The 26835-nt window shown below is 64.7% G+C and carries 15 protein-coding genes; 9 read left to right on the top strand and 6 right to left on the bottom strand.

Translation table 11 applies throughout. From position 1 onward, the window contains the following. Window positions 1–84: 84 nt before the first annotated feature. A complete protein-coding gene (locus tag AC07OJ_RS17080; RefSeq protein WP_495094849.1) occupies window positions 85–12981 on the bottom strand; it encodes a non-ribosomal peptide synthetase in 12897 nt (4298 codons plus the stop codon). A gap of 51 nt (window positions 12982–13032) precedes the next feature. Continuing rightward, complete coding sequence (locus AC07OJ_RS17075) at window positions 13033–13785, bottom strand: thioesterase II family protein (protein ID WP_065903494.1); 753 nt, start codon at window positions 13783–13785, stop codon at window positions 13033–13035. A 302-nt stretch (window positions 13786–14087) separates the two neighbouring features. Here AC07OJ_RS17075 and AC07OJ_RS17070 point away from each other — a divergent pair, with 302 nt between their 5' ends. After that, window positions 14088–14639 carry an RNA polymerase factor sigma-70 gene (locus tag AC07OJ_RS17070; protein WP_106803049.1) on the top strand — a complete coding sequence of 184 codons (552 nt, stop codon included), beginning with the start codon at window positions 14088–14090 and terminating at the stop codon, window positions 14637–14639. On the opposite strand, the gene AC07OJ_RS17065 is transcribed toward AC07OJ_RS17070, so the two are convergent. From AC07OJ_RS17065 to AC07OJ_RS17055, 3 genes are all read right to left on the bottom strand, one after another. Continuing rightward, a complete protein-coding gene (locus AC07OJ_RS17065) occupies window positions 14636–14875 on the bottom strand; it encodes a hypothetical protein (RefSeq protein WP_213554066.1) in 240 nt (79 codons plus the stop codon). The genes AC07OJ_RS17070 and AC07OJ_RS17065 overlap by 4 nt on opposite strands. 68 nt (window positions 14876–14943) lie before the next feature. Further along, on the bottom strand, window positions 14944–15732 hold the full coding sequence (locus AC07OJ_RS17060) for a substrate-binding periplasmic protein (protein ID WP_083221366.1): 789 nt from the start codon (window positions 15730–15732) through the stop codon (window positions 14944–14946). A 94-nt stretch (window positions 15733–15826) separates the two neighbouring features. Then, a complete protein-coding gene (locus AC07OJ_RS17055) occupies window positions 15827–16450 on the bottom strand; it encodes a TetR/AcrR family transcriptional regulator (RefSeq protein WP_495094848.1) in 624 nt (207 codons plus the stop codon). Window positions 16451–16603: 153 nt separating this feature from the next. On the opposite strand from AC07OJ_RS17055, the gene AC07OJ_RS17050 reads away from it, so the two are divergent. The 8 genes from AC07OJ_RS17050 to ppnP all read left to right on the top strand — a co-directional run bounded on the left by AC07OJ_RS17050 (window position 16604) and on the right by ppnP (window position 25925). Further along, window positions 16604–18382 carry an acyclic terpene utilization AtuA family protein gene (locus tag AC07OJ_RS17050; RefSeq protein WP_495094847.1) on the top strand — a complete coding sequence of 593 codons (1779 nt, stop codon included), beginning with the start codon at window positions 16604–16606 and terminating at the stop codon, window positions 18380–18382. Between the two features lie 12 nt (window positions 18383–18394). Next, entirely contained in the window at window positions 18395–19267 is an 873-nt protein-coding gene (locus tag AC07OJ_RS17045; protein WP_065903510.1) for an SDR family oxidoreductase, read from the top strand. Window positions 19268–19270: 3 nt separating this feature from the next. Continuing rightward, entirely contained in the window at window positions 19271–20887 is a 1617-nt protein-coding gene (atuC, locus tag AC07OJ_RS17040) for a geranyl-CoA carboxylase subunit beta (protein ID WP_495094846.1), read from the top strand. A gap of 20 nt (window positions 20888–20907) precedes the next feature. Then, on the top strand, window positions 20908–22065 hold the full coding sequence (gene atuD / locus AC07OJ_RS17035) for a citronellyl-CoA dehydrogenase (RefSeq protein ID WP_495094845.1): 1158 nt from the start codon (window positions 20908–20910) through the stop codon (window positions 22063–22065). Then, window positions 22062–22823 (top strand): enoyl-CoA hydratase/isomerase family protein, encoded by a 762-nt coding sequence (locus tag AC07OJ_RS17030; RefSeq protein WP_495094844.1) that lies wholly within the window; start codon window positions 22062–22064, stop codon window positions 22821–22823. Before atuD ends, AC07OJ_RS17030 begins: the two co-directional genes overlap by 4 nt. Window positions 22824–22948: 125 nt before the next feature. Beyond that, the gene (locus AC07OJ_RS17025) at window positions 22949–24871 is read left to right on the top strand and encodes an acetyl/propionyl/methylcrotonyl-CoA carboxylase subunit alpha (protein ID WP_495094843.1); all 1923 of its coding nucleotides are present in this window, start codon (window positions 22949–22951) and stop codon (window positions 24869–24871) included. Between the two features lie 74 nt (window positions 24872–24945). Next, entirely contained in the window at window positions 24946–25488 is a 543-nt protein-coding gene (locus AC07OJ_RS17020) for a 3'-5' exonuclease (protein WP_065903525.1), read from the top strand. Between the two features lie 152 nt (window positions 25489–25640). Further along, window positions 25641–25925, top strand: coding sequence for a pyrimidine/purine nucleoside phosphorylase (ppnP, locus tag AC07OJ_RS17015; protein WP_058424671.1), 285 nt, complete (start codon window positions 25641–25643; stop codon window positions 25923–25925). Between the two features lie 65 nt (window positions 25926–25990). Here ppnP and AC07OJ_RS17010 read toward each other — a convergent pair whose 3' ends face one another. Next, window positions 25991–26797, bottom strand: coding sequence for an MOSC domain-containing protein (locus tag AC07OJ_RS17010; RefSeq protein WP_495094842.1), 807 nt, complete (start codon window positions 26795–26797; stop codon window positions 25991–25993). Window positions 26798–26835 lie beyond the last annotated feature (38 nt).

Here is a 26835-nt window from a genome sequence, read left to right as displayed (position 1 = left end):
ACGCCTGGCCTGACCTCATCGCCGGCAAGCCAACTCCCGTAGGAGCCGGCTTGCCGGCGCTGAGGCCCTGGCAGACCACAACGATCAAAGCCCCTCCAGCTCCGCCATCAAATCACTCAACCGATCCACTTTCTCCGCGCTGATCTCGTTCGCCGCCAGCCCATCAATGTACTCGGCCAGCTCCGCCACCGTGCTGCACTCGAACATGGCTCGCAGTGGTACATCGCGTTGCAGGGACTTCTGCACGCGCGAGGCAATCTGCGTGGCCAGCAACGAGTGCCCGCCCAGCTCGAAGAAGTTGTCCTGCACGCCCACCCGCTCGACTTTCAGTACCTCGGCCCAGATGGCGGCCAGGGTGGTCTCCAGTGCGTTGCGTGGCGCCAGGTAGTCCTGGCTGTGCAACTGGCCGATTTCGAGTGCCGGCAGGGCCTTGCGGTCGAGCTTGCCGTTGGCGTTGAGCGGCAGGCGCTCGAGCCATAACCAGTGCAACGGCACCATGTATTCCGGCAGTTCGGCGCGCAGGCGTTGCTTGATGCGGTCCAGGCGTTCGCTTGAACTCAGCGCTTCATCGGCCGCCACCAGATAGCCGACCAGATGCTTGCCGTTGACGCCTTCCTGCACGCCCACGGCGGCATCACGCACGTACGGCTGCTCGTGCAGGCGCGCTTCGATTTCACCCAGTTCGATGCGGTAACCGCGAATCTTCACCTGATGGTCGATACGCCCGACGTATTCCAGCACGCCATCACTGCGCCGACGCGCGAGGTCGCCGGTGCGGTACAGGCGCTCGCCCGGCGCGCCGAACGGGTTCGGCACAAACACCTGGGCGGTGCGCAGCGGATCGCTGACATAACCGCGGCCCACACCGGTACCGGCCACGCACAGCTCGCCGACTGCACCTTGCGGCACCAACTCCAGCGCGCCATCGAGCAGGTACAGGCGGTTGTTGTCGGTCGGTGTACCGATCGGCAGGTAAGTGCCACGGGTTGACGCCACATCGACGCGGAAGAACGCCACATCGTCCGAGCATTCCGCCGGCCCGTAGGCGTTCACCAGGCCAATCTGCGGGTATCGCTGCAGCCACTGGTGCGCCAGTTCCGGCGGCATCGCTTCGCCGGTCGGCAGCATCCAGCGCAGGCCGTCCAGGCTCATGCGCTCCTGGGCCAGCATGCCCTGGATCAGCGACGGCACGCTTTCCAGCACGGTAATGCCCTGGGCCTGTACATGCGCCAGCAAGCCTTGCGGATCGTGGGCAATGGTGTTCGGCACGATGTCCACCCGCGCGCCGAACAGCGGCGCGGCAAGGAACTGCCACACGGAAATATCGAAGCTTTGCGAGGCAGTCTGGGCGATCACATCCGCCGGCCCGAGGTCCAGGTACGGCACCTTGCTCAACTGGTTGTTGAGCATGCCGCGCTGTTCGACCATCACGCCTTTGGGCAGGCCGGTGGAGCCCGAGGTGTAGATCACGTAGGCGAGGTTGTCCGCTGCACTGTAGATGCCGGGATTGGCACCACGGCCAGGCACTTCTTCCCACACCAGCAGTTGGCAATCAAAGCCCTCCAGCAGTTCGATGGCCTGCTCGCGGCACGCCTCGGTGCACACCAGCAACGGCGTGCGGCTCAGGTCGATGATGCGGCTCAGGCGCTGGCTGGGCAGCCCCGGGTCCAGCGGCAGGTAACCGGCGCCGGCCTTGAAGCTGCCGATGATCATGCCCAGCAGGTCCAGGTTGCGCTCAGCCAGCAACGCCACCGGTTGATCCAGGCCCACACCCGCCGCGATCAACGCGTGGCCGAGGCCGTTACTGCGCCGGTTCAACTCGTCATAGGTCCACTGCTGGTCGAGGCAGCTGGCGGCAATCCGCTGCGGATGCGCGGCCACCTGCGCCTCGAACAACTCGATGTAGCTGCTCTCCAGTGGATAGGCGTGTTCGCTCTGGTTGCAGCCGTCTACCAGGAACTCGCGCTCCTGCTCGCCGATCAGCGGCAAGTCGGCCATGTCGCCATGGAAGCCCTGCACCAGCGCCAGCAGCAGGCGCTTGAATTCGCCAAGCATGCCTTGCACGGTGGTTTCGTCGAAATAACGCTGGTCGTAGGACAGGTGCAAACCAAGGTCATCTCCCGGATAACACACCGCCGTCAGCGGAAAGTTGGTGTGGGTGCGGCCGGAGTCCGAGGTGGCATTCAAGCTTTGTGCACGGTCCAGCACCGAGACTTCCACCGGAGCGTTTTCGAACACGAACAGGCTGTCGAACAGCGGTTGGCCCTTGGGCAGTTCGCTGTGTTCCTGAATAGTCACCAGCGGCAGGTATTCGTACTCGCGCAGCTGCATATTGCTGTCGAGCAGGCCGCTCAACCACTCGCGCACGCTGCAACGCTGGTCGTCCTCGGGCAGCTTCACACGCAGCGCGATGCTGTTGATAAACAGGCCGACGGTGCGTTGCATCTCGGGCATTTCCACCGGGCGCCCGGCCACGGTGACGCCGAACAGCACGTCGCGGTCGCCGCTCAGGCGCCGCAGCACCAACGCCCAGGCTGCCTGGGCAAAGGTGTTGACGGTGAGCTGATGGGCCTGGGCCAATTCGCGCAACTGCGCGCCGTCGCGGGCATCGAGGCGGGTGTAGCAGTCACCCACCACCATGCCGCCACTGTGACCGGCATGTTCACGCAGGAACGGCCGGTCGCTCGGGATCGGCGTGGTGCGCTCGAACCCCTGCAGGTTCTGCTGCCACCACTGGCGCGCTGCGTTCAGGTTCTGGCGTTGCAGCCAGGCGATGTAGTCGCGATAACGCGGCGGCGTGGCCAGTTGCGCCTCACGGCCTTCTCCGAGCGCCGTGTAGAGCTCAAAGAAGTCATTCATCAGCAGCGAGCGGCACCAGGCATCGATGAGGATGTGGTGGTTGCTCATCATGAACCAGTAGCGCGCTTCGCCGACACGGATCAGGCGCAGGTGGAACGGCGCCTGGTTGAGCAGATCGAAACCGGCTTCGCGCTCCTGCTTGAGCAACGCCTGCAGACGCGGCTCCTGCTCGCTCTCCGGGTCGGCGCTCCAGTCCAGATACTCGATTGGCGTGCTGCCGGGTTTGTGGATCACTTGCAGCATGTCTTCGCCGACATTCCAGCAGAATGACGCGCGCAACGCTTCGTGACGGGCAATCACCGCCTGCCAGGCCTGGGCGAAACGCTCGGGGTCGAGCGCGCTGTTGATGCGGTAGCGGTCCTGCATGTAGTAGAGGCCGGTGCCCGGTTCCAGCAGCGTGTGCAGCAGCAGGCCCTCCTGCATCGGGGTCAGCGGGTAGACGTCTTCGATGGCACTGGCCGGCACGGGCAACGCGTCCAGTTGCGACTGGGTCAGGTGGGCCAGCGGGAAATCGGACGGGGTCAGCCCGCCCACGCTGTCCTCAAGGCAATGCGCAACCAGGCTTTGCAGTTCGGCCAGGTAGGCATCGGCCAGCGCCTGGAGGGTCTGCGGGTCGTGGCGTTCACGGCTGAAGGTCCAGCGCAGCACCAGTTCACCGCCGTAGACCTGGCTGTCCACGCTCAGCTCATTGGGCAGCGGCGCGTCCGGGTCATGGGCCAGGCCGGCGGACTCGTCCAGCGGATGGAACAGCGCATCGGCGCCGAAGCTCTGGTCGAACTGGCCGAGGTAGTTGAAGGTGATCGCGGCACTCGGCAACGCGGCCAGGCTGCGCTTGCACAGATCATCCGCCAGGTAGCGCAGCACGCCATAGCCGAGGCCCTTGTGCGGCACGCCGCGCAGTTGCTCCTTGATCGCCTTTATCGAGTCACCCTGCCCGGCTTGTGGGGTCAGGCGCAATGGATAGGCACTGGTGAACCAGCCGACGCTGCGGGTCAGGTCGATGTCGTCGAACAGCGCTTCGCGACCATGCCCTTCGAGTTGGATCAGCGCCGAAGCGTGGCCACTCCAGCGGCACACCACGCGGGCGAGGGCCGTCAGCAGCAGGTCGTTGACCTGGGTGCGGTAGGCGCTCGGCGCTTGTTGCAGCAGTTGGCGGGTGCGTTCGGCATCCAGGCGCACGCTGACGGTGTCGGCATCGCGGTGGCGCAGCGGCCCTTGCGGGCGAGCGACCGGCAACGCCACCGCTGGGCCCGCCAACTGGTCCTGCCACACGCTCAACTCTTCGCGCAGCGACTCGCTGCCGGCATACGCCTGCAGGCGCGCGGCCCAGTCACGCAAGGCACTGGTCTTGGCCGGCAGGTTGACGGATTGGCCGTCGCTCAGTTGCCGGTAAACGGTCTGCAAATCCTCCAGCAATACGCGCCACGACACGCCGTCCACCACCAAGTGATGGATCGCGAGCAAAAGGCGTTGCTGGCCTTGCGGGCCATCCACCAACAAGGCCCGCAGCAGCGGCCCGTGTTCGAGGTCGAGGCTGCGTTGGGTGTCGGTGAACAGCGCGGTGCACTGCGCCATATCACGCACTTTCGCTTGCATCAGCACGCCGCCTTCGGGCACGGCCAGGTGTTCGGCGTGCCACTGCGCATCGCGCGGGGTAAAACTCAGGCGCAGGGCGTCGTGGTGTTCGAGCACCGCCAGCAGCGCCTGCTCGAGGCGATGGGGTTCCAGCAGTTGCAGCGGTTTGAGCAGCAAGGCCTGGTTCCAGTGCTGCCGGTTGGGAATGTCCGTATCGAAGAACCAGTGCTGGATCGGTGTCAGGCCCGAGGGCCCCGTGAGCACGCCCTGCTCGGCGATGACCTGCTCGGAGCGCGTGGCGACGGCGGCCAGGGTTTGCACGGTCTGGTGCTGGAACAGGTCACGCGGGCTGAAGTGAATCCCGGCCTGCCGCGCGCGGCTGACCACCTGGATTGACAGGATCGAGTCGCCGCCCAGTTCAAAGAAGTTATCGTCCAGGCCCACCTGTTGCACGTTCAACACCGCGCACCAGATGGCGGCCAGGGTCTGTTCCAGCTCGTTGCGCGGCGCCACGTACTGTTGGCGGTTGGCCTCGGGGTCGGGTTGCGGCAAGGCGCGGCGGTCGAGTTTGCCATTGGCGGTCAGCGGCATGCTGTCCAGCACGATCAGGTGCGCGGGCACCATGTAGTCCGGCAACTGCGCCTTGAGGTGCGCCTTCAGCGCGTCACGCAAGATGCCGTGGTCGGCGTCGCTGACCAGGTACGCCACCAGTTGCTTGCCGCTCGGCGAATCCAGCGCCAGCACCACCGCTTCGCGCACGGCTTCATGCTCCAGCAGGCGGGTTTCGATCTCGCCCAGCTCGATACGGAAACCACGAATCTTCACTTGATGGTCGATGCGCCCGAGGTACTCCACCAGGCCATCGGCGCGTTGCCGAACCAGGTCGCCGGTGCGATACAGACGCCCACCGTTGGCCGCGAATGGATCCGCGACAAACCGCTCGGCGGTCATGCCTGGACGCTCGTGATACCCCTGGGCCAGGCCCGCACCGCCGACGTACAACTCGCCGGTCGCACCCTGTGGCACCAACGCCAGGTCGGCGTCGAGAATGTAGGCCACGCGGTCACCGATAATGCTGCCGATCGGCACGCTGGCCGCGCCCTCCTCCACGTGCTGCGGCGCCAGGCTGGCGAGCGGCATCACCACGGTTTCGGTCGGGCCATAGGCGTTGAAAAACACGTCGGGCTGGAACGCTGCGCGGATGCGCTGCAGGTGCTCGCCGGTGAGGGCCTCGCCACCGGTGATGCACATGCGCACCGGCAGCGTCTGGTGTTGGGTCGCCAGCCATTGCGCCAACTGGCTGCCATAACTCGGGGTGAAACCAAGGATGTTGATGCGATGGGTGCGGATCAGCGCGCAGATTTCCTCCGCATCCCACTGGCCCTGGGCACGCAACACCACCTGCGCGCCGCTGAGCAGAGGCACCAGCAGGCGCTCGGTGGCGGCGTCGAAGTTGATCGAATAGAAGTGCAGCTCGCAGTCATCCGGGCGCATGCCGAAGCGCTCGATCACCGCCTGGCAGTGCATGGCGATTTCACCGTGGGAGACCACCACGCCTTTCGGCTTGCCGGTGGAGCCGGAGGTGTAGATCAGGTACGCCTGGTGCTGCGCCAGGCTAATGAACGGCAGCGCGCCGGCCGGGTAATTCGCCAGCACCAGCAAGTCATCTTCCAGGCACCAGCAGGCCACGTTGGCCGGCAATTCGCCGAGCGCTGCGAACATCGCCGCATCGCTGAGCAGCAGGCCGATGCCACTGTCTTCGATCATGTAGTGCAGGCGGTCGAGCGGGTATTCCGGATCGAGCGGCACATAGGCGCCGCCCGCCTTGAGGATTGCCAGCAGGCCGATGACCATTTCCAGCGAACGCGGCAACGCCAGGCCGACCCGCACCTGCGGGCCGACGCCGCGCTCGCGCAGCATCCAGGCCAGGCGATTGGCGCGGGCGTCGAGTTCGGCATAGGTGAGGGTCACGCCGGCAAAGGTCAGCGCCGGGGCATCCGCACGCTTGGCCGCCTGTAGGCTGAACAGTTGATGAATGCACTGGTCGAGGCGATGTTCACCGGCCTCGACGCCCAGGCTGTCCTGCAAGGCTCGTTGCTCAACCGCGGTCAGCAACGGCAGCTCGCTGAGGCGCTGCGCGGGATTTGCGATCAGGGCTTCAAGCAGGTTGCGCCAATGTTCGGCCATGCGCGCAATGCGCGGTTCATCGAACAGGTCGGTGCTGTAGGTCAGGCAGCAACCCAGGCGATGGTCGAGGTCGGTGACTTCCAGGTTGAGGTCGAACTTGGTCGCGCGGGCATCGTTGGCCAGGTACTCGACAGTCATGCCGGCGAGTTGGCGGCTCTGCTGGAACTCCCAGCGCTGCACGTTGCACATCACCTGGAACAGCGGGTTGTAGGCTGCGCTGCGGGGCGGTTGCAGGGCTTCGACCAGATGATCGAACGGCAGGTCCTGGTGGGACTGGCCTTCGATCACGGTGTGGCGCACCTGCTCGAACAGCTCAGCGACATTCATCTGCCCATTCAGCTGGCAGCGCAGCACCTGGGTGTTGAGGAACGCACCGATCAGGCCTTCGCTTTCCGGGCGAATCCGGTTGGCCACCGGCGCGCCGATGCGCAGGTCGGTCTGGCCGCTGTAGCGGTAGAGCAACACGGCCAGGGTCGCGGTCATGGTCATGAACAGCGTCAGGCCGCGCTCGGCGTTGAACGCGCGCACGCGGGCGGCCAAGTCGTCGCTCAGGTCGAAGCGGTACAGCTCGCCCTGATGACTTTGCACCGGTGGCCGCGGACGATCACCGGGCAGTTCCAGCAGCGGGTGTTCGCTGCCCAGCTGCGCCGTCCAGTAGTCCAGTTGGCGCTGGCGTTCGCCGCTTTCCAGCCACTGGCGTTGCCACACGCTGTAGTCCAGGTACTGCACCGGCAACGGCGGCAGCGGCGACAGGCGTTCATCGATAAACGCTTCGTACAGGGCGCTGAGTTCACGGGCAAAGATGTCCATGGCCCAGCCTTCGGTGACGATGTGGTGCAGGGTCAGCACCAGGTAGTGCTCCTGATCGCCCGCCTTGACCAGGCACGCACGCAGCAACGGCCCGGTCTCCAGGTTGAACGGGGTGTGGGCCTCCTGATCGGCACGTTGCTGCAGGCGCTGCTGGCGCTCGGTTGCGTCCAGCGCCGAGAGATCCTGCCAGTCCATGCGCAGGCCGGTCTGCGCCGAGACTTTCTGATAGGCCACGCCATCGACACTCGGGAAGGTCGTGCGCAGGGTTTCATGGCGCATGACCAAGGCCTGCAACGCCGCCTCGAATCGCCCCACATCCAGCACACCACGCAGGCGTGCCATGCCGCCGACGTTATAGGCCGGGCTGTCCGGTTCCATCTGCCACAGGAACCACATGCGCTGCTGGGAATAGGACAGCGGCACCTTCTGGCTGCGGTCGACCTGGGCAATTGCCGTCTGCTGGTTGCGCTGGCCGGAGGCCTGGATGAGCGCCACTTGCTCGGCAAAAACGCCCAACTCGCTGGCTTCGAACAACGTGCGCAACGGCAACTCGACGTCGCAGGCCTGGCGGGTGCGGGAGATGATTTGCGTGGCCAGCAACGAATGGCCGCCGAGGGCGAAAAAGTCATCGCGCAGACCCAGGCGTGGCACGCCGAGCACCTCGCGCCAGATCGCCGCGATCTGTTGCTGCAGCGCGGTTTCGGGCTCGATATGGTCGCGGGTTTGCCACACCGGTGCCGGCAAGGCACGGCGGTCGAGCTTGCCGCTGGGGCTCAGGGGCATGGCGTCCAGGCGCATCAACAGCGCGGGCACCATGTACTCCGGCAGTTCGGCGGCCAGCGCGGCCTTGACGTCCTGTTCATCCAGCGCGGTGCTGGCGGTGTAGTAACCGATCAACTGCGCATCGCGCACCAGTACCACGGCCTGGGCGATACCGTCCAGGGCCAGCAGGCGCGCTTCGATCTCTTCGGGCTCCACACGGAAGCCGCGCAGCTTGACCTGCTGATCAAGGCGGCCCAGGTATTCGAGCACGCCGTCGGCGCTCCAGCGCGCGCGGTCACCGGTGCGATACAGGCGTGCGCCGCCCTCGCCCAATGGATCGGCGACAAACCGTTCAGCGGTCAACCCGGCACGTCCGAGATACCCGCGTGCCAGGCCGATGCCGCCGATGCACAGCTCACCCGGCACACCGGCCGGCAACGGATTGAGCTGCTCGTCCAGCACGCGGCAGATCACATTGCCCAGCGGCCGGCCAATCGGCGAGCGCTCGCCGTCTGCGGCCGTGCACTGCCAGTGGGTGACGTTGATCGCGGTCTCGGTCGGGCCATAGCGGTTGTGCAGCTGTACTGCCGGCAACTGTGCCAACACACGGTTGCGCAACTCGGCGGGCAAGGCTTCGCCGCCGGAAAACAGGCGACGCAGGCTGGTGCATTCGACCGCCAGCGGCTCATCGATAAACAGCTGCAACAGCGGCGGCACAAAGTGCAACGTGGTTACGCCGTGCTCCTGCACCAATTGCGCAATGCGATGCGGGTCGCGATGCTCACCGGGGCCGGCCAGTACCAGGCGGCACCCGGTGATCAGCGGCCAGAAGCACTCCCACACCGACACGTCGAAACTGATCGGCGCCTTCTGCATCAGCACATCGGTGTCATTGAGTTGATAAGTCGCCTGCATCCACTGCAAGCGCTCGGCCAGGGCCGCATGGGTATTGCCCACGCCCTTGGGCTGGCCGGTGGAGCCGGAGGTGTAGATCACGTAGGCGAGGTTATCGCCCTCCAGGTGCAGGCCCGGTGGCTGGGTCGGCCAGCTGTCCAGGTGCAGGCTGTCCATGGCAATCACGCACACGCCGGGCGCAGCCGGCACGCGGTCCAGCAATGCAGTCTGGGTCAGCAGCAGGTGTACGCCGCTGTCCTTGAGCATGTAGGCCAGGCGGTCGGCGGGGTAGTCCGGGTCCAGCGGCACATAGGCACCGCCAGCCTTGGTGATCGCCAGCAGGCCGATCAACAGCTGCGGCGAACGCTCGGCGGCGATGGCCACGCACACATCGGGGCCGACGCCTTTGTCGCGCAGGTAGTGGGCCAGGCGGTTGGCCTGGGTGTGCAACTGGGCGAAGGTCAGGCTACCGTCCTGCCAGACCAGCGCGGTGCGGTCCGAGGCCTGCTGGTTGAGCAACTCGGGCAGCCACTGCCGGGCCGGCGCACACGGTGCCGTGCTCCACGCCGGCTGTTCGTCCTGCAGCCTCAACGGCAGGTCGCCGAGGGTTTGCTGCGGCTGCTCGCAGACCGCTTGCAGCAGCTGGATAAAGTGCTCGGCCAGGCGCTGGAGGGTCGCGTGTTCGAACAGTTCATCGGCGTAATCGAAGGACAGGCTCAAGCGCCCGTTACGGTCTTCTTCACTGTGCAGTTGCAGGTCGAACTTGGCTTCGCGGCTGTGCCACGGCAGCTCCTCGGCGAGCATGCCGGGCAAGCGGCGCAAGGCGCTCAAGTCGCGTTGCTGATGGTTGAACATGACCTGGAACAGACCTTGTTCGCGCGCCTGCGGAAAGGCTTCCAGCAGTTGCTCGAATGGCAAGTCCTGATGCGCTTGCGCGCCTAATACCGTCTCGCGAGTCGAGGCCAGCAGTTGGCTGAAGGGCAGGCGCCCGTCCAACTCGGCGCGCAGCACCAGGGTGTTGATGAAGAAGCCGATCAGGCCTTGGGTTTCCTGGCGCGGACGGTTGGCATTCGGCACGCCAATGCGGATATCGCGCTGGCCGCTGTAGCGGTAGAGCAGGCTCTGGAACGCCGCGAGCAACACCATGAACGGCGTGGATTGATTGGCCTGGGCGGTCTGGCGAATCGCTGCGCTGAGGCCGGCACTCAAGCGCACACTGTGGCGCGAGGCGCTGTAGCGTTGCTGCGCCGAGCGTGGGCGATCGGTGGCCAGGCTCAGGGGCGGATGCTCCTCGCCCAGTTGCGCTTTCCAGTACGCCAGTTGCCGCTGGCCTTCGCCCTGGGCCAGCCATTGGCGCTGCCAGCTGCCGTAGTCGGCGTACTGCAGGGTCAGTGGCGGCAAAGTCAGGGCCTGGCCCTGGCTGGCGGCGGCGTACAGGCGCGAGAACTCATCGAGCAGAATATTCAGCGACCAACCGTCGGCGATGATGTGGTGAAGGGTGACCAGCAGTTGGTGATCTTCATCGTCCAGGCGCACCAGGGTTACCCACAGCAACGGGCCTTTTTCCAGGTCGAACTGGGTGCGAGCTTCGTCCTCGCGGATCTGTTGCGCGCGAGCCTCACGCTCGGCGGCAGGCAGGTCACTGAGGTCGATGACTTGCAGCTCGAAATCGGCGTGAGCAGCCACGCGCTGGAAAGCCTGGCCATCGCGTTCGTAGAAACGCGTGCGCAAGGCCTCATGGCGCTGGATCAGTTGCTGGAAGCTCACGCGCACCGCGTCTGCGTCCAACTCGCCCCGCAGGCGCAAGCCACCGGGGATGGTGTAGGCGCTGCTCTGCGGGTCCAGTTGCCAGGTGATCCACAGGCGGTTCTGTGCCAGCGATTGCGGCAGTTCGTCCTGGCGCGACAAGGCAGCAATCGCGCCTTGGGCCAGGCCACCGTCCTGCTGCAGTTGCGCCACACTCGCGGCGAACGCCGACAGCGTCGGCGCTTCGAACAGCAGGCGCAGGTTCAGTTCCAGGCCAAGGGTTTCGCGCAGCCGCGCGACCACCTGGGTGGCGGTGATGGAGTTGCCGCCGAGCAGGAAGAAATGGTCATCGGCGGCCACGCTCGGCACCTGCAATTGCTCACACCAGATCGCTGCGATCCGGCTTTGCAGCTCGGATTCCAACGCCGCATCGCTTGCCTGCACGTGCAGGTCGGGGAACTGCGCATAGCTGTCGAGGCTGCCATCGGCGTGACGCAACGCACACGCGGCACGCTGCACTTTGCCGCTGGAGGTCTTGGGCAAGGCGCCGGGGTTGAGCAACACCACCACGCTCGGCGCTTGCTGACAGGCCTCGGCCACCGCTTGGCGGATCGCCTTGATCAGCGCGTCGGGCGGCAGGATTTTCTGCACGCTGCGGCTGATTTCCGCGGCGATGCCGATCCCTTCCAGGCCCTGGTCATTCACCGCGAACGCCGCAACGCGGCCCTTGCGCACCACCTCGACTTCGCGCTCGATGGTCTGCTCGATATCCTGGGGATACAGGTTGTGGCCACGCACGATCAGCAGGTCTTTGAGGCGCCCGGTGATGTACACCTCGCCGTCTCGGATAAAGCCCAGGTCACCGGTGCGCAGCCACGTACGCCCGGCGTGTTGCACGAAAGTCCTCGCAGTGGCCTCGGGGTTGCGCCAGTAGCCATGGGCGATGCTCGGCCCGGTGGCCCAGAGTTCGCCGACGCAGTTGTCGGCCAGTTCACTCAAGGTCTGTGGGTCGGCGATCAGCACCGCGTGTTCCGGCTGGCTGGTGCCGCAACTCATGATTGCACTGCCCTGCCCAGGCTCGGCGCGATTGGCGGCCAGGGCCTGCTCGTCGACACGCAGCGCCGGGATGCCCTGGCCACGGCGACCACCGGCGACAAACAGGGTCGCCTCGGCCAGCCCGTAGGAGGCGAAGAAATTGTTCGGGGTGAAACCGCAGCTCGCGAATTTCTCGGCGAAGCGTTCCAGGGTGTCGAGGCGAATCGGCTCGGAGCCGGAATAGGCCACGCGCCAGCGGCTCAAGTCCAGGCGTTCCAGCGCGGATTCACTAACCCGCTCGCTGCACAGGCGGTAGGCGAAGTCCGGTCCGCCGCTGATGGTGCCGCCGTATTCGCTGATCGCTTCCAGCCAGCGCAACGGCCGGCCGAGGAAGTATGCCGGCGCCATCAATACGCACGGTACGCCACTGAAGATCGGTTGCAACAGGCCACCGATCAGGCCCATGTCGTGGTACAGCGGCAGCCAGCTGACGATCACGTCGTCGGGGTTCAGGTCGATACCGAAGCCACGGCGGATCAGCACTTCGTTGGCCACCAGGTTGCCGTGGCTGACTTGCACGCCCTTGGGCAACGCCGTGGAGCCGGAAGTGTATTGCAGGAAGGCAATGTCGTCGGGCTGCAGCTCAGGGGCCAGCCAACGCTCGGCGATGCCGGCATCGAGGGTGTCGACACTCAGCACCGGCGGCGCGTTGTCGATCTGGGCCAGGCCATCGCCGAGGCTGGCGACGGTCAGCAGCAGGCGCGGTTCGGCATCGGCGATGATCGACAGCAGGCGCTCCTGATGGTGACGGCGCGTGGACTCCGGCGGATAGGCCGGCACCGCGATCACCCCGGCGTACAGGCACCCAAAGAACGCTGCGACGTAGTCCGGGCCGCTGGGGAACAGCAACACTGCGCGATCGCCCAGCGTCGCCTTGGCCTGCAAGGCGGCGGCGATGGTCCGGGCGCGCTGGTCCAGGTCACGGTAACTGAGTACCACGCTGTGCTCGGCCGACTCGGCGAGGAAGCGCAGGGCCACCTGGTCCGGGGTCTGCGCAGCACGACGTTGAAGGGACTCGACCAGGTTACGGGGAAGTTCGAAGGCGTCCATCATGGGGTTCCTGCCTGAAATCGGCTTACGGGAAATTCGGGAAGTGGGGAGCTGTCAGCCGGCGGCCAGTTGCCGCGCCGCGCCATTGCGCCAGCGGGCCAGGTGTTCATCGGCGTAACGGCGCACGCAGCGCAATACGGCGCTTTCGTGCTGCACAAGGAAGAAGTGGTGACCGTCGAACATGTCGAGGGAAAAGCCGCTGGCGGCATCGAGTTGCCAGTCGAGCAACTGGTCGGCGCGCACGCTGTCCTGCTTGCCGCCGAACACATGGATCGGCATGTCCAGCGGCGTGCGCTGGCCATAGATGAAGCTGCCGCACAGCAGGAAATCGGCGCGCAGGATCGGCAGCATCAACTGCATCAACTCGGGGTTGGCCAGGGCTTCTTCGGCGGTGCCTTGCAGCTCGCGCAGGCGGGCGATCAGTTGCTCATCGGTTTTCTCGATGGCGTATTCGCTGACATCCCGGCGCGCCGGCCCGGCGGTGCCGGAGGCAAACAACGCAAGCGGCGCGGGTACACCGCGGGCCTTCAAGGCGTGCGCCAGTTCGAACGCCAGCAGGCCGCCGAGGCTGTGGCCGAACAAGGCGTAGGGGCCGCTCAAGTCGCGGCTGATCTCTTCCGCGAGCTGCGCCGCCAGGGCCTTGATATCGCGCTGCAGGGGCTCGTCCATGCGCATGCCACGCCCGGGCAATTCCAGCGGGCACACGTGCAGCCATTCCGGCAGGGCTCGGCGCCAACGCGCGTAGACCATGGCGCTGGCACCCGAATAGGGCAGGCAAAACAGGCGCAGTCGCGTCGGCGCAGTCATCGGCCGACGACTCCAAACTGAAACACGCTGTATGCACGATAGAAACCCATTTCGTCCTCCTGCGGGGGCTGATCCTTGGCCGTTTTACTAACGGACCTGTCACCCAGAAGAACGGACGGCACCGGCAAATAATTAGTCGCCGGGGGCGAGCGCGACGTGGTTCACATCTAACAAGAAAGCATAAGATTAGTTCGTCTTCTCATTTGACAATCATTATCATTAAGCATAATTTGTTGCCCGATGTGTAGGAGGCCTCAGCAAGGACGCCCTCCCCTAACCTCTTTTGCGACAAGGTGATTTCCATGACGGAACCAGTAACCACAGGCAGGTGCGACTCACCACTTCTCCAGGCTTTCGTCGACAATCGACTGATATTGGTGAAGATCGCGGCACGCATTACCGGCTGCCGCTCGCGGGCCGAAGACGTAGTGCAGGACGCCTACTTCCGGCTGCAATCCGCGCCGACGATCACCTCGTCGTTCAAGGCCCAGTTGAGCTATCTGTTCCAGATCGTGCGCAACCTGGCGATCGATCACTACCGCAAGCAGGCCCTGGAGCTCAAATACTCCGGGACGGAAGAGGAAGGCTTGAATGTGGTTATTCACGGCGCTTCACCGGAAACCTCGCACATCAACTTCAATACCCTGGAAAACATCGCCGACGCCCTGACGGAGCTGCCGCAGCGCACCCGCTACGCGTTCGAGATGTACCGCCTGCACGGCGTTCCGCAAAAGGACATCGCCAAGGAACTCGGCGTCTCGCCGACCCTGGTGAACTTCATGATCCGCGACGCGTTGGTGCATTGCCGCAAGGTCTCGGGCAGCCACAGCGATACGTTTGCACGCCGGGTCTAAACGTTGATGCGCAAAGGGCCGAGCCGTTGCGCGCCAAGAATCAGCAGCGCCGCGCGTTTATGGGCGAAGTCGAATTCTCGCTGGCAATGGGGGCAACGATTCTGCGCGGTGCCTGCCGCCCCTTCTGCACACTGCGCATCCAGGTAGAAGTAATGCACCATCGCCGCCAACCGCGCATCGAAACGCCGCAGGACTTCACCGTGGGAAAGGCCGCAAAGATCAGTGGGATGTGACATGAAGGGCACTCGCAAACATCGTCAACCGTTGGTTGAGATGACGTGAGCAGCGCTAGGAAATTTAGCCGTCAGGGCGTCGGCATGACGTCAATGCGATAGGGTTCGAAAATCTTCAGCAGCTCGCCGCTGTCACGCAGGCGCTTGAGCAAGGCGGAAAAAGCCGCGCCGGTGATCGGCGCCTTGGGGCGCAGCAAGGCGTAGTGGTGGTAGACCTGGTCGATGCGCTCCGAAACCAGGAACTGCCCGGCCATGTCCGCATTGCGCACCAGGAAATCACTCAGGTAGGAACGCGTGACCAGCGCAATATCCGCACGCCCGCGCACCACCATCAGGAGGTTGCTGTCATGGGAATACGTCAACGTGGCGTTGAACTGCTCGGCCAGGTATTTGGGGTCAGGGTTGAAATGCGCGAAGGCGTAGTGATAGCCGCTGAACACCGCCAGGCGTTTGCCGGTGAGGTCGGTGAAATAGTCCTGGCCGCGATCAAGCTGCCGCTGGGCGACGAAGATTTCCGCGTCTTCCAGGCCCATGTCCACGCTGGTGTGAGGAATTTTCTGCCAGCCCCAGTCGGGGTTTTCGAAAATGGCCATGTCGATACGGCCCTGTTCGAAATCACGAAAACGTCGCGGGATGGAGGTGGGCACCAGTACGAACTGGTAGTCGGCCTGTGAAGCATTGAGCGCTTCGACCAACTGCGGCAGCAGCCCGGTGTCGGCGCCCTGCTCGGGGCGCACGGTGTAGGGTGGAAAGTGCGCGGCGCCGATCCGTACCAATTGCGCAGCCGAAGCCGGCATCCACCACGCGGTGCCCAGTGCCCAAAAAGTAAGTCCTGCAGCCAGCCGCCATGGCGAAAACATCAAGGCACACACCGTTCACTACGTTAATGGCGATAAGCTAGGCGTTTTTGTCTGGCGAGACAACTTTTTCACCGTCAAATGAATAGCTTGCGCCTCAGTCGGGCTTCAACACCATCAGCAGGGCTTCTTCAGCCAACTCTTCCAGCGTCAGGCTGCCCTCGGCGCGAAACCAGGTGGTGGTCCAGGACAGCGCACCGGTGAGGAAACGCCGGGTGATAAACACATCGCCCTTAATGTAGCCCGCCGCCTTGGCCTCACCCAGCACCTGCAGCCAGATCTGTTCATATACATCGCGCAGGGCCAGTACCTGGGCCTGGCCCTCGACCGACAGCGAACGCCATTCATAGACCAACACCGCCATGGCTTCGCCACTGCCGCCCATGATCGACTGCAGCTCGCAACGGATCAGCGCCAGCACGCGTTCGCGCACGGTGGTCGCTTCTTCGAGCGAGGCGCGCATCATCGCCGTGTTGTAATGAATGGTTTCCTCCATCACCGCCCGCAGGATCTCGTCCTTGCTCTTGAAGTGATGAAAGATGCTGCCGGACTGGATGCCCACGGCGCCGGCCAGGTCGCGCACCGTGGTGCGTTCAAATCCCTTGTTGCGAAACAGGTGAGCCGCGGTCTGCAGCAACTTGCCCCGGGCACTGTCGGGGTCAGTCAATTGGCCACCGTCGACCATGGTGCGCATCACCCGCAGGGCTTTTTGCTCATCCATGCTGCTCTCCTCTACTTCTACGGACGTCTTGGCCGGCAATTTAGGCCGTGGCCGCCACCCAAGCAAGCGCTTGGGCAAAACTTGTGTCTGGAGTTTACAAACCAAGCGCTTGCTTGGTAATCTCATTGCCAGCCATTCGAGGAAGGATTTCTCATGAGCAAGACGGTTCGTATCGGCTGCGCCAGCGCCTTCTGGGGCGACACGTGCACGGCCGCCGCCCAATTGGTGCACGGCGGCGCACTGGAGTACCTGGTGTTCGACTACCTGGCGGAAGTCACCCTGTCGATCCTCGCCGGTGCGCGGATCAAAGATCCCCAGGCCGGCTACGCCACGGATTTTGTCGAAGTGTTGACGCCGCTGCTCGGCGAGATCCAGCGCCAGGGCATCCGCGTGATCAGCAACGCCGGCGGCATCCACCCGCAGGCCTGCGCCGCCGCCCTGCAAGCGGCCTGCGACAAGGCCCAGGTCCCGCTGAAAATCGCCGTGTTGCTGGGCGACGACCTGCACCCTCAACTCAAGCACCTGCACGGCATCACCGATATGTTCAACGGCGCGCCGCTGCCGCCCCTGTGCGTGTCGGCCAATGCCTACCTCGGCGCACCCGGAATTGTCCAGGCACTGCAGTTGGGTGCGGATATCGTGATCACCGGTCGCGTGGTCGACAGCGCGGTGGTCAGCGCAGCGCTGGTGCATGCCTTCGACTGGTCCTGGCAGGACTATGACCGCCTGGCCCAGGCGGCACTGGCCGGGCACATCATCGAGTGCGGCGCGCAATGCACCGGCGGCAACTTTACCGATTGGCGCGAGGTGCCGGACTACGAGCACATCGGCTTCCCCATCGTCGAAGTGAGTGCCGACGGCCAGTTCACCGTGAACAAAGTCGATGGCACGGGCGGCCTGATCAGCGAACTCAGCGTGGCCGAGCAACTGCTGTATGAGATCGGCGACCCACGCGCCTACTTCTTGCCCGATGTGATCTGCGATTTCAGCCAGGTCAAATTGCACCAGCAAGGCAAACACAGCGTGCGCCTGCACGGTGCCAAGGGCTTGCCGCCGACCGACCAGTACAAGGTCAGTGCGACTTACCCGGACGGCTTTCGCTGCACCGCCAGTTGCCTGATTGCCGGCATCGACGCGGTGGCCAAGGCCGAGCGCGTCAGCCAGGCGATCATCAACAAGACCGCCGAACTCTTCAGCCAGCGCGGCTGGGCGCCCTACACCGACGTGAACATCGAGCTGCTCGGCAGCGAGGCCACCTACGGCGCCCACGCCCAGCGCCAGGATTGCCGCGAGGTGGTGGTGAAGATGGCGGTGCGGCACCCGAGCAAACAGGCCTTGGTGCTGTTCGCCCGCGAGATCGCCCAGGCGGCTACCGGCATGGCGCCGGGGCTGACCGGCATTGTCGGGGGACGCCCGACCGTGTACCCGCTGATTCGCCTGTTTTCATTCCTGATCGACAAGTCCGCTTGTGAGGTGGTGATCGACTTCCAGGGCGATAAACACGCCTGCACGCTGCCGACCGCCGACGCCCCTCTCCTGCCGGCCGCTGCCGTGGATCCGCCCAAACCCCAAGGCCGCGCCGACGCCAGTGTGCCGTTGGTGAAGCTGGCCGTGGCGCGCTCCGGCGACAAGGGCAACCACAGCAATATCGGCGTGATCGCGCGCGCGCCGGAGTACCTGCCGTGGATCGCCGAGGCGCTGACCCCGGAAGTCATCGTCGACTGGATGGGTCACGTGCTCGACCCCGTGCACGGCCGCGTCGAGCGCTGGTACCTGCCCGGCAGCCACAGCCTCAACTTCCTGCTGGAAAACGCCCTGGGCGGTGGCGGCATCGCCAGCCTGCGCATCGACCCGCAAGGCAAGGCCTTCGCCCAGCAACTGCTGGAAATCCCCATCGCCGTGCCGCAACACATCGCTGATCAACTCACTTAAAGGAGCGTTGCCGTGGCCTTCGATTCGATCTTCAAAGCCGACCTGTTCCAGGGACATACCGTGATCGTCACCGGCGGTGGCAGCGGGATTGGCCGCTGCACCGCACACGAGCTGGCGGCCCTTGGCGCCCGCGTGATCCTGGTCGGACGCAAGCCGGAAAAACTGCAGAAGGTCGCGGCGGAAATTGCCGAAGATGGCGGCACTGCCCATTGGCAGGCCTGCGATATTCGTGATGAAGAGGCGGTGAAAGCGCTGGTCACGCAGATCATTCAAGCACATGGCCCAGTGCATGGCCTGGTGAATAACGCCGGTGGCCAGTACCCGTCGCCGCTCGCGTCGATCAACCAGAAGGGCTTCGAAACCGTGCTGCGCACCAACCTGGTGGGCGGTTTCCTGATGGCGCGGGAAGTGTTCAACCAGTCGATGAGCAAGCATGGCGGTGCCATCGTCAACATGCTTGCCGACATGTGGGGCGGCATGCCCGGCATGGGCCACTCCGGCGCGGCACGCTCGGGCATGGACAACTTCACCAAGACCGCCGCCTTCGAATGGGGGTATGCCGGGGTGCGGGTCAATGCCGTGGCGCCGGGCTGGATCGCCTCCAGTGGCATGGACACGTACGAGGGCGCGTTCAAGGCGGTGATCCCGACCCTGCGTGAACACGTGCCGCTCAAGCGTATCGGCACCGAGTCGGAAGTCAGCGCGGCCATCGTGTTTCTGCTCAGCCCCGCCGCGGCCTTTGTCAGCGGCAGCACCCTGCGCATCGACGGCGCCGCCAGCCTGGGCAGCCGCGCCTGGCCGTTGCACAAGGCCGCGTCGCCGAGTGAACCGTTCAACGGTTTTCACCGCGCGTACCTGCCCGATGTCCTCAAGGCGGAGCGCTGAACCATGCCGGTGATTGAAAGCCTGATCGACGCCCACAGCCCGCAGTTTGCGCAGAACCGCGAAGCCATGCTGGAAGGCATCCAACACCTGCGCCAGCTGGAACACGCGCTGCTCGCCAAGGCGCAGGCGGCCAAACCGAAGTTCGACCAGCGCGGCCAACTGCTGCCACGCGAACGCCTCAATTTGCTGCTGGACCCCGGCGCACCGTTCCTCGAACTGGCGAGCCTGGCCGGCTACAAACTGCATGATGACAAGGACGGCAGCGCCGCCGGTGGCGGCTTGATCGCCGGCATCGGCTACGTCAGCGGCGTGCGCATGCTGGTGGTGGCCAATAACAGCGCAATCAAGGGCGGCACCATTTCCCCCACGGGCCTGAAGAAATCCCTGCGCCTGCAACAGATCGCCATGGAGAACAAACTGCCGGTGGTGACCCTGGCCGAAAGCGGCGGGGCCAACCTCAACTATGCCGCCGAGATTTTCGTCGAAGGCGCGCGCAGCTTCGCCAACCAGGCGCGCATGTCGGCCATGGGCTTGCCGCAGATCACCGTGGTGCACGGCTCGGCCACTGCAGGTGGGGCGTATCAGCCGGGGTTGTCGGACTACGTGGTGGTGGTGCGCGGCAAGGCCAAGCTGTTCCTCGCCGGGCCGCCGCTGCTCAAGGCCGCCACCGGTGAAATCGCCACGGATGAAGAACTGGGCGGCGCCGAGATGCATGCGCAAACCGCCGGCACCGCCGAGTACCTGGCGGAAAACGATGCCGACGGCGTGCGCATCGTGCGCGAGATTGTCAGCCTGTTGCCGTGGGATGAGCGCCTGCCGCCCGCGTCCAGACGGCCGTATGCCGAGCCGCTGTATCCCATCGACGAGCTGTTGGGGTTGATCCCCGATGACCCGAAGAAACCCTATGACGTGCGCGAGATCCTCGCGCGGCTGGCGGACGGCTCGCAGTTCCTCGAGTTCAAGGGCGAGTTCGATGCCCACACGGTCTGCGGCCACCTGCAGATCCAGGGCCGCGCCGTCGGCGTGATCGGCAACAACGGCCCGATCACGCCCAAGGGCGCGAGCAAGGCCGCCCAGTTCATCCAACTGTGCGACCAGAGCCGCACGCCGCTGCTGTTCCTGCACAACACCACCGGGTTCATGGTGGGCACCGAGTCGGAGCAACAAGGCGTGATCAAGCACGGTGCGAAGATGATCCAGGCGGTGGCCAACGCGCGGGTGCCTAAACTCACGGTGGTGGTCGGCGGTTCGTACGGCGCCGGCAACTATGCGATGTGCGGGCGTGGCCTGGACCCGCGGTTTATCTTCGCCTGGCCCAACAGCCGCACGGCGGTCATGGGCGGTGCGCAGGCGGGCAAGGTGCTGCGGATTGTCACCGAGGCCAAGCAGTTGAAGGACGGCCTGGTGCCGGATCCCAAGGTGCTGGACATGCTCGAGCAGGTCACGGCGCAGAAGCTCGACAGCCAATCCACTGCGCTGTATGGCAGTGCGAATCTGTGGGATGACGGGCTGATTGATCCCCGCGATACCCGCACGCTGCTGGGGTTGCTGCTGGATATTTGTCATGAGGCTGATGTGCGGCAGTTGCAGCCCAACAGCTTTGGTGTCGCGCGTTTCTAACGCTCAGGAGAACAACAACAATGATCTTCACCCAGGAACACCAGGCACTGCGCCGCACCGTCCGCGCCTTCGTCGACCGCGAGATCAACCCCCATGTGGATGAATGGGAAAAAGCCGGGCGCTTCCCCATCCACGAGATTTTTCGCAAGGCCGGCGACCTCGGCCTGCTGGGCATCTCCAAGCCGGAACAGTTCGGCGGCATGGGCCTGGACTACAGCTATTCGATCGTCGCCGCCGAAGAGTTCGGCACCATCCGCTGCGGTGGCATCCCCATGTCCATCGGCGTGCAGACCGACATGTGCACCCCCGCCCTCGCCCGCTTCGGTTCCGATGAGCTGCGCGATGAATTCCTGCGCCCAGCCATCAGCGGCGAACGGGTGGGCTGTATCGGCGTGTCGGAAACCGGCGCCGGTTCCGACGTGGCCGGGCTGAAAACCCACGCGCGCAAGGACGGCGACGACTACGTGATCAACGGCAGCAAAATGTGGATCACCAACTCGCCCAGCGCCGATTTTATCTGCCTGCTGGCCAACACTTCCGATGACAAGCCGCACATCAACAAGTCGCTGATCATGGTGCCGATGAACACCCCGGGGATCAGCGTCAGCCCGCCCCTGGAAAAGCTCGGCATGCACAGTTCGGAAACGGCCCAGGTGTTTTTCGATGACGTGCGCGTGCCACAGCGCAACCGCATCGGCCACGAAGGCGCAGGCTTCATGATGCAGATGCTGCAGTTCCAGGAAGAACGGCTGTTTGGCGCGGCCAATATGATCAAGGGCCTGGAGTACTGCATCGACAGCACCATCGCCTACTGCCAGGAGCGCCAGACCTTCGGCAAGGCGCTGATCGACAACCAGGTCATCCACTTTCGCCTGGCCGAACTGGCCACCGAAATCGAATGCCTGCGCGCGCTGGTCTACCAGGCCACCGAGCAATACATCAAAGGCCAGGACGTAACCCGCCTGGCCTCCATGGCCAAGCTCAAGGCCGGGCGCCTGGGCCGTGAAGTCAGCGACAGTTGCCTGCAATACTGGGGCGGCATGGGCTTCATGTGGGACAACCCGGTGGCGCGGGCTTATCGCGATGTGCGCCTGGTCTCGATTGGCGGCGGCGCCGACGAAATCATGCTGGGCATCATCTGCAAACTGATGGGCACCTTGCCGGGGAAAAAAGCATGAACACGCTCTTGCTGGAGCCGCATAACGGCGTGCTGCACATCACCCTCAATCGCCCTGAAAACCGTAATGCGATGAGCCTGGAAATGGTCAATGAACTGCGCGCGGTGCTGGCGCAACTCGACGGCCAGGTACGCGCCTTGGTGATCAGCGGCGCCGGCGGGCATTTCTGCGCCGGGGCCGATGTGAAGGACCTGGTCACGGCGGGCAATCAACTCCAGGCGCTGAACCGGGCGTTTGGCACCTTGTTGCAAGAAGTCGAGGCGGTTCCCCAAGTCGTGATCGTGGTGCTGCAAGGCGCGGTGCTGGGCGGCGGCTTTGGCCTGGCGTGCGTGAGTGATATCGCGATTGCCGATCACCAGGCGCAGTTCGGTTTGCCGGAAACCAGCCTGGGCTTGCTGCCGGCGCAGATTGCGCCGTTCGTGGTCAAGCGTATCGGCCTGACCCAGGCCCGCCGACTGGCACTGACGGCGGCGCGCTTTGACGGCCTTGAAGCCGAGCGGTTGGGCGTCGTGCACTTCACCGAGCGCGACCCGCAGGCATTGGCGGAGCGCCTCGACGAGGTGCTAGGGCAGGTACTGCGCTGCGCGCCGGGAGCGAATGGACGGACCAAATCCCTGTTGCTGGCGAGTGTGGATGAGCCGCTTGAGGCGGTGCTGGATCGCGGCGCGCAGTGGTTTGCCGAGGCGGTGAGAAGTGAAGAAGGGATTGAGGGGACGCAGGCGTTTGTGCAGAAACGCAAACCGCGCTGGTGCAAATGACGTCTTCGCAGGCAAGCCAGCTCCCACAGGGAAATGCATTCCAACGGTGAGAGCGGCGCTGCGACAACCCGACCTGCCCGCAATGAGGCCCGAACCATCACCCCCATCAGTCAAGGGATAAGCCCATGCCCGACTTCACCAAGATCCTGATCGCCAACCGCGGCGAAATCGCCTGCCGTATCCAGCGCACCGCCCAGGCCCTGGGCTACCGCACAGTTGCGGTCTACAGCGACGCCGACGCGCAGGCGCTGCATGTGCAGATGGCCGATGAGGCGGTGAATATCGGGCCCGCGCCGGTGCAGCAGTCCTACCTGAATATCCCGGCGATTATCCACGCGGCCAGGCTCACCGGCGCCGATGCGGTGCATCCCGGCTACGGTTTTCTGTCGGAAAACCCCGCGTTCGCCCGCGCCTGCCAACACGCCGGCCTGACGTTCATCGGCCCCAGCGCCGAGGCCATCGAGCTGATGGGCAGCAAGCGCCTGTCCAAACTCGCCATGCTCGAGGCCGGGGTGCCGTGTATCGCTGGCTACCAGGGCGCGGCCCAGGACGACAGCACACTGCAGCGAGAAGCCGAGCGCATCGGCTATCCCTTGATGATCAAGGCCAGTGCCGGCGGCGGCGGTCGAGGCATGCGCCTGGTGCATCAGCCCGAGGCGCTGTTGGACAACCTGCACACCGCCCGCTCGGAGGCGAAAAACGCCTTCGGCAGTGACGAACTGATCCTCGAACAGGCGTTGATCGAGCCGCGCCACGTCGAAATCCAGGTGTTTGGCGACAGCCACGGCCACCTTATCTACCTGGGTGAGCGTGACTGCTCGATCCAGCGGCGCCATCAGAAAATCATCGAAGAAGCACCCTGTCCGCTGATGACGCCCGCGCTGCGCCAGGCCATGGGCGAAGCCGCACTCAGGGCGGGACGCGCGGTGAATTATGTCGGCGCAGGTACCGTCGAGTTCCTGCTCGATCGCAACGGCCAGTTCTACTTTCTGGAAATGAACACCCGCCTGCAGGTGGAGCATCCGGTCACCGAATTGATCACTGGCCTCGACCTGGTGGACTGGCAACTGCAGATCGCCGCCGGCCACCCCCTGCCGCTGGACCAGGCAGGCGTGACCCTCAGCGGCCACGCCATGGAAGTGCGCCTGTACGCCGAAGACCCGGCGCAGGACTTTCTGCCGCAAACCGGCAAGGTCCTGCATTGGCAACCGGCGGCGGGCGTGCGGGTTGACCATGGCGTGCTGCAGGGCCAGCGCATCAGCCCGTTCTACGACCCGATGCTGGGCAAAATCATCGCCCACGGCGCCACCCGCGAAGAGGCCCGGCGCAAGCTGCTGCGCGCAGTGGAAGACACAGTGCTGTTGGGGGTGGCGAGCAATCAACACCTGCTGGCCGACCTGCTCAAGCACCCGGGGTTTGTCAGTGCTGACTTCAGTACCGGGTTTATTGCCGAACACTTCAGCGAGGTGCCAGCCCTGGCGGCGACCGAGGAACAGCTCGCCGTGGCCGCCGCGCTGTTTTATCAACACAGCGCCGGCCAGCATCGCCAGGGGTTGGCGGGCTGGCGCAACAACGCCACGCTGGCGTGGACCTACCGCCTGGCCGTCCACGACGAGGTCCGCGAAGTCGCGGTCAGCGTGCTGGAGAACGAGCGCCTGCACGCCAACGGCCTCGACATCCACCCCCTTGCCACGGACGGACGCTGGGCCAGCCTGATCATCAATGGCATCCGCCGGCGTATCGCCTACCACCTTGATGGCGACCAGCTGTGGCTGCCCGGCATCACCGTGACCAACCGCACCCAGCAGGTCGTCGAGCGCCAGGCGGACGCCGGCAGCGGCCGGGTCAAGGCCCCGATGGATGGTGCCATCGTCGATGTGCGGGTCAGCGCCGGCGACACCGTGAGCAAAGGCCAGCTGTTGCTGGTGCTGGAGGCGATGAAAATGGAGCACCCGCTGAAGGCCGACAGGGACGGCGTGGTCAAAGGCGTGCAGGTGACTGCCGGCGATCAGGTGCGCAATCGCCAGGTTTTGCTCGAGATCGAATAAGCGCTGGGCGGGAACTACAGGGCCGGGCTACGCTCTATCCCCATCAGTAAGGGATGAGTACGGGAAGCTGCACAATGCCTCATTGGCTGATTATTGACCTTGAAGCCACGACGGATGACGGCGGCTGGCCCGTGACGGAGATGGAAGTCATCGAGATCGGCGCGAGCCTGGTGAACCGCCAGGGCCGCGAGCTGGACCACTTCCAGCGCTTCGTACGGCCCCTGCGTCGGCCCTTGTTGACGCCCTTTTGCCGCAAGCTGACCCACATCACCCAGGCGAATATCGACAGCGCGTTGCCGATGATCGAGGTGTGGTCGCTGTTCGAGCGCTGGCTGGGCCAGCACCAGGCACGCCTGGAAGGCTGGGCCAGCTGGGGTGACTACGACCGTGTGCAACTGGAACTGGAATGGCAGCGCCATGAGCTGGCCAGTGCACTCGCCCACACGCCCCATGTAAACCTCAAGCAGCGCTTCGCCAAGGCGCGGCGCCTGGACAAGCCGCTGGGGCTCAACGCCGCCCTGCAATTGGCGGGAATGCAGTTCCATGGGCAGCAACATCGGGCCCTGGAAGACGCGCGCAACACCGCCCGGCTGCTGCCGCTGATTTTGCCGGTCTAGGCAGCTCCCGAAGGCTTGGGCATACTGGCCAGCCTTTTTGCGTAATCTGCTCTTCCTGCAGGCACCGGCTTGCCGCCGATGAGGCCCTCAAGCCTTGCATCGGGCGCCTGCAGGAAGCAGGAAGCCTTAATCCACTTTCCGAGGAATCGCCCATGTTTAAAGTCAACGAGTACTTCGACGGCACCGTCAAGTCGATCGCTTTCGGCACCGCTGAAGGGCCGGCGACCATCGGCGTCATGGCCCCGGGTGAATACGAATTCGGCACCGCCCAGCGTGAGATCATGCACGTGGTGTCCGGCGCCCTGACCGTCAAGCTGCCCGACGCCAGCGACTGGGAAACCTTCGCCGCCGGCAGCCAGTTCAACGTACCGGCCAATAGCAAGTTCCAGCTGAAGGTCGCCGTGGACACCGCTTACCTGTGCGAATACCGCGGCTAAGCCGTCGACCGGTCAAAAAAATGCCCGTCTCCTGCGAGACGGGCATTTTTTATGCGCGCGGCACCCTATTCAAGCAGCGTCACCGGCATGCCGACTTCAAGCCGGCCCACGCCGTCATTGACCAGGTTCTGGCCAAAAATCGCGCCGTTTTCGGTCTTGCGATATGCCTCGAGGGTCGCGAAAGGCTCGCGGTCGGCACTGCGTTCGCCAGTGTGCGGGTCAATGGTGGTGAGGATGCACCGTGAGCACGGCTTGACCGTGCGGAATTCGACATCGCCAATGCGCAGGCGCTTCCAGCCGTCTTCGGCAAAGGCGTCGCTGCCTTCGATCACAAGGTTGGGGCGAAAGCGCAGCATTTCCATGGGCCGGCCGATGCGCTGCGAGAGGTCGTCCAGGGAGGCCTGGCCGATCAGCAGCAACGGGTAACCATCGGCGAACGCGACCTGGTCGTCATCGCGCCCGTAGCCCGCTTCGGTGTTACGCGCACGTTCAAGGGGAATATGCACCAGCCGGGTCGGCTTGCCGATAAAGTCACTGACCCACGCCGCCGCTTCGTCGCCTGCGTCCGGCACGCGCAGGGTGTCGCGCCAGATGGTCACACCGCGCAACGCGGCGTCGCCGGCCGGCAACGCCACGTCCAGCGGCGCATACCCGGGCGAACTCAAGCTCAGGCCACCGCTGCTGCTCCACAGCGCCGACAACTGGCTCATCTTCGCCACGGCCCGCTGCGTGAGGAAACGCCCACTGGCCTCGTCCACCAGCATCCAGCGTCGATCCCCGTCCAGCCCCAGCTTATCCAGGCCGATGTGTTGCAGGCTCTCGGCCTTGCCGGACTTCAAGGGGTAACGGTACAACGCGCTGAGACGAAGCATGAGCCTGCATTCCTGAGGGGCAAAGCCGTCACCCTAAG

Source organism: Pseudomonas sp. GW821-FHT09C08 (assembly GCF_059418125.1).
This window is presented reverse-complemented; position numbering and strand designations above follow the sequence as displayed.

Bases quoted from the DNA above. Each gene is read 5' to 3' on its own strand.
- AC07OJ_RS17080 (WP_495094849.1), bottom strand. From the start codon at position 12,981: ATGATGGACGCCTTCGAACTTCCCCGTAACCTGGTCGAGTCCCTTCAA.
- AC07OJ_RS17075 (WP_065903494.1), bottom strand. From the start codon at position 13,785: ATGACTGCGCCGACGCGACTGCGCCTGTTTTGCCTGCCCTATTCGGGT.
- AC07OJ_RS17070 (WP_106803049.1), top strand. From the start codon at position 14,088: ATGACGGAACCAGTAACCACAGGCAGGTGCGACTCACCACTTCTCCAG.
- AC07OJ_RS17065 (WP_213554066.1), bottom strand. From the start codon at position 14,875: ATGTCACATCCCACTGATCTTTGCGGCCTTTCCCACGGTGAAGTCCTG.
- AC07OJ_RS17060 (WP_083221366.1), bottom strand. From the start codon at position 15,732: ATGTTTTCGCCATGGCGGCTGGCTGCAGGACTTACTTTTTGGGCACTG.
- AC07OJ_RS17055 (WP_495094848.1), bottom strand. From the start codon at position 16,450: ATGGATGAGCAAAAAGCCCTGCGGGTGATGCGCACCATGGTCGACGGT.
- AC07OJ_RS17050 (WP_495094847.1), top strand. From the start codon at position 16,604: ATGAGCAAGACGGTTCGTATCGGCTGCGCCAGCGCCTTCTGGGGCGAC.
- atuC (WP_495094846.1), top strand. From the start codon at position 19,271: ATGCCGGTGATTGAAAGCCTGATCGACGCCCACAGCCCGCAGTTTGCG.
- atuD (WP_495094845.1), top strand. From the start codon at position 20,908: ATGATCTTCACCCAGGAACACCAGGCACTGCGCCGCACCGTCCGCGCC.
- AC07OJ_RS17030 (WP_495094844.1), top strand. From the start codon at position 22,062: ATGAACACGCTCTTGCTGGAGCCGCATAACGGCGTGCTGCACATCACC.
- AC07OJ_RS17025 (WP_495094843.1), top strand. From the start codon at position 22,949: ATGCCCGACTTCACCAAGATCCTGATCGCCAACCGCGGCGAAATCGCC.
- AC07OJ_RS17020 (WP_065903525.1), top strand. From the start codon at position 24,946: ATGCCTCATTGGCTGATTATTGACCTTGAAGCCACGACGGATGACGGC.
- ppnP (WP_058424671.1), top strand. From the start codon at position 25,641: ATGTTTAAAGTCAACGAGTACTTCGACGGCACCGTCAAGTCGATCGCT.
- AC07OJ_RS17010 (WP_495094842.1), bottom strand. From the start codon at position 26,797: ATGCTTCGTCTCAGCGCGTTGTACCGTTACCCCTTGAAGTCCGGCAAG.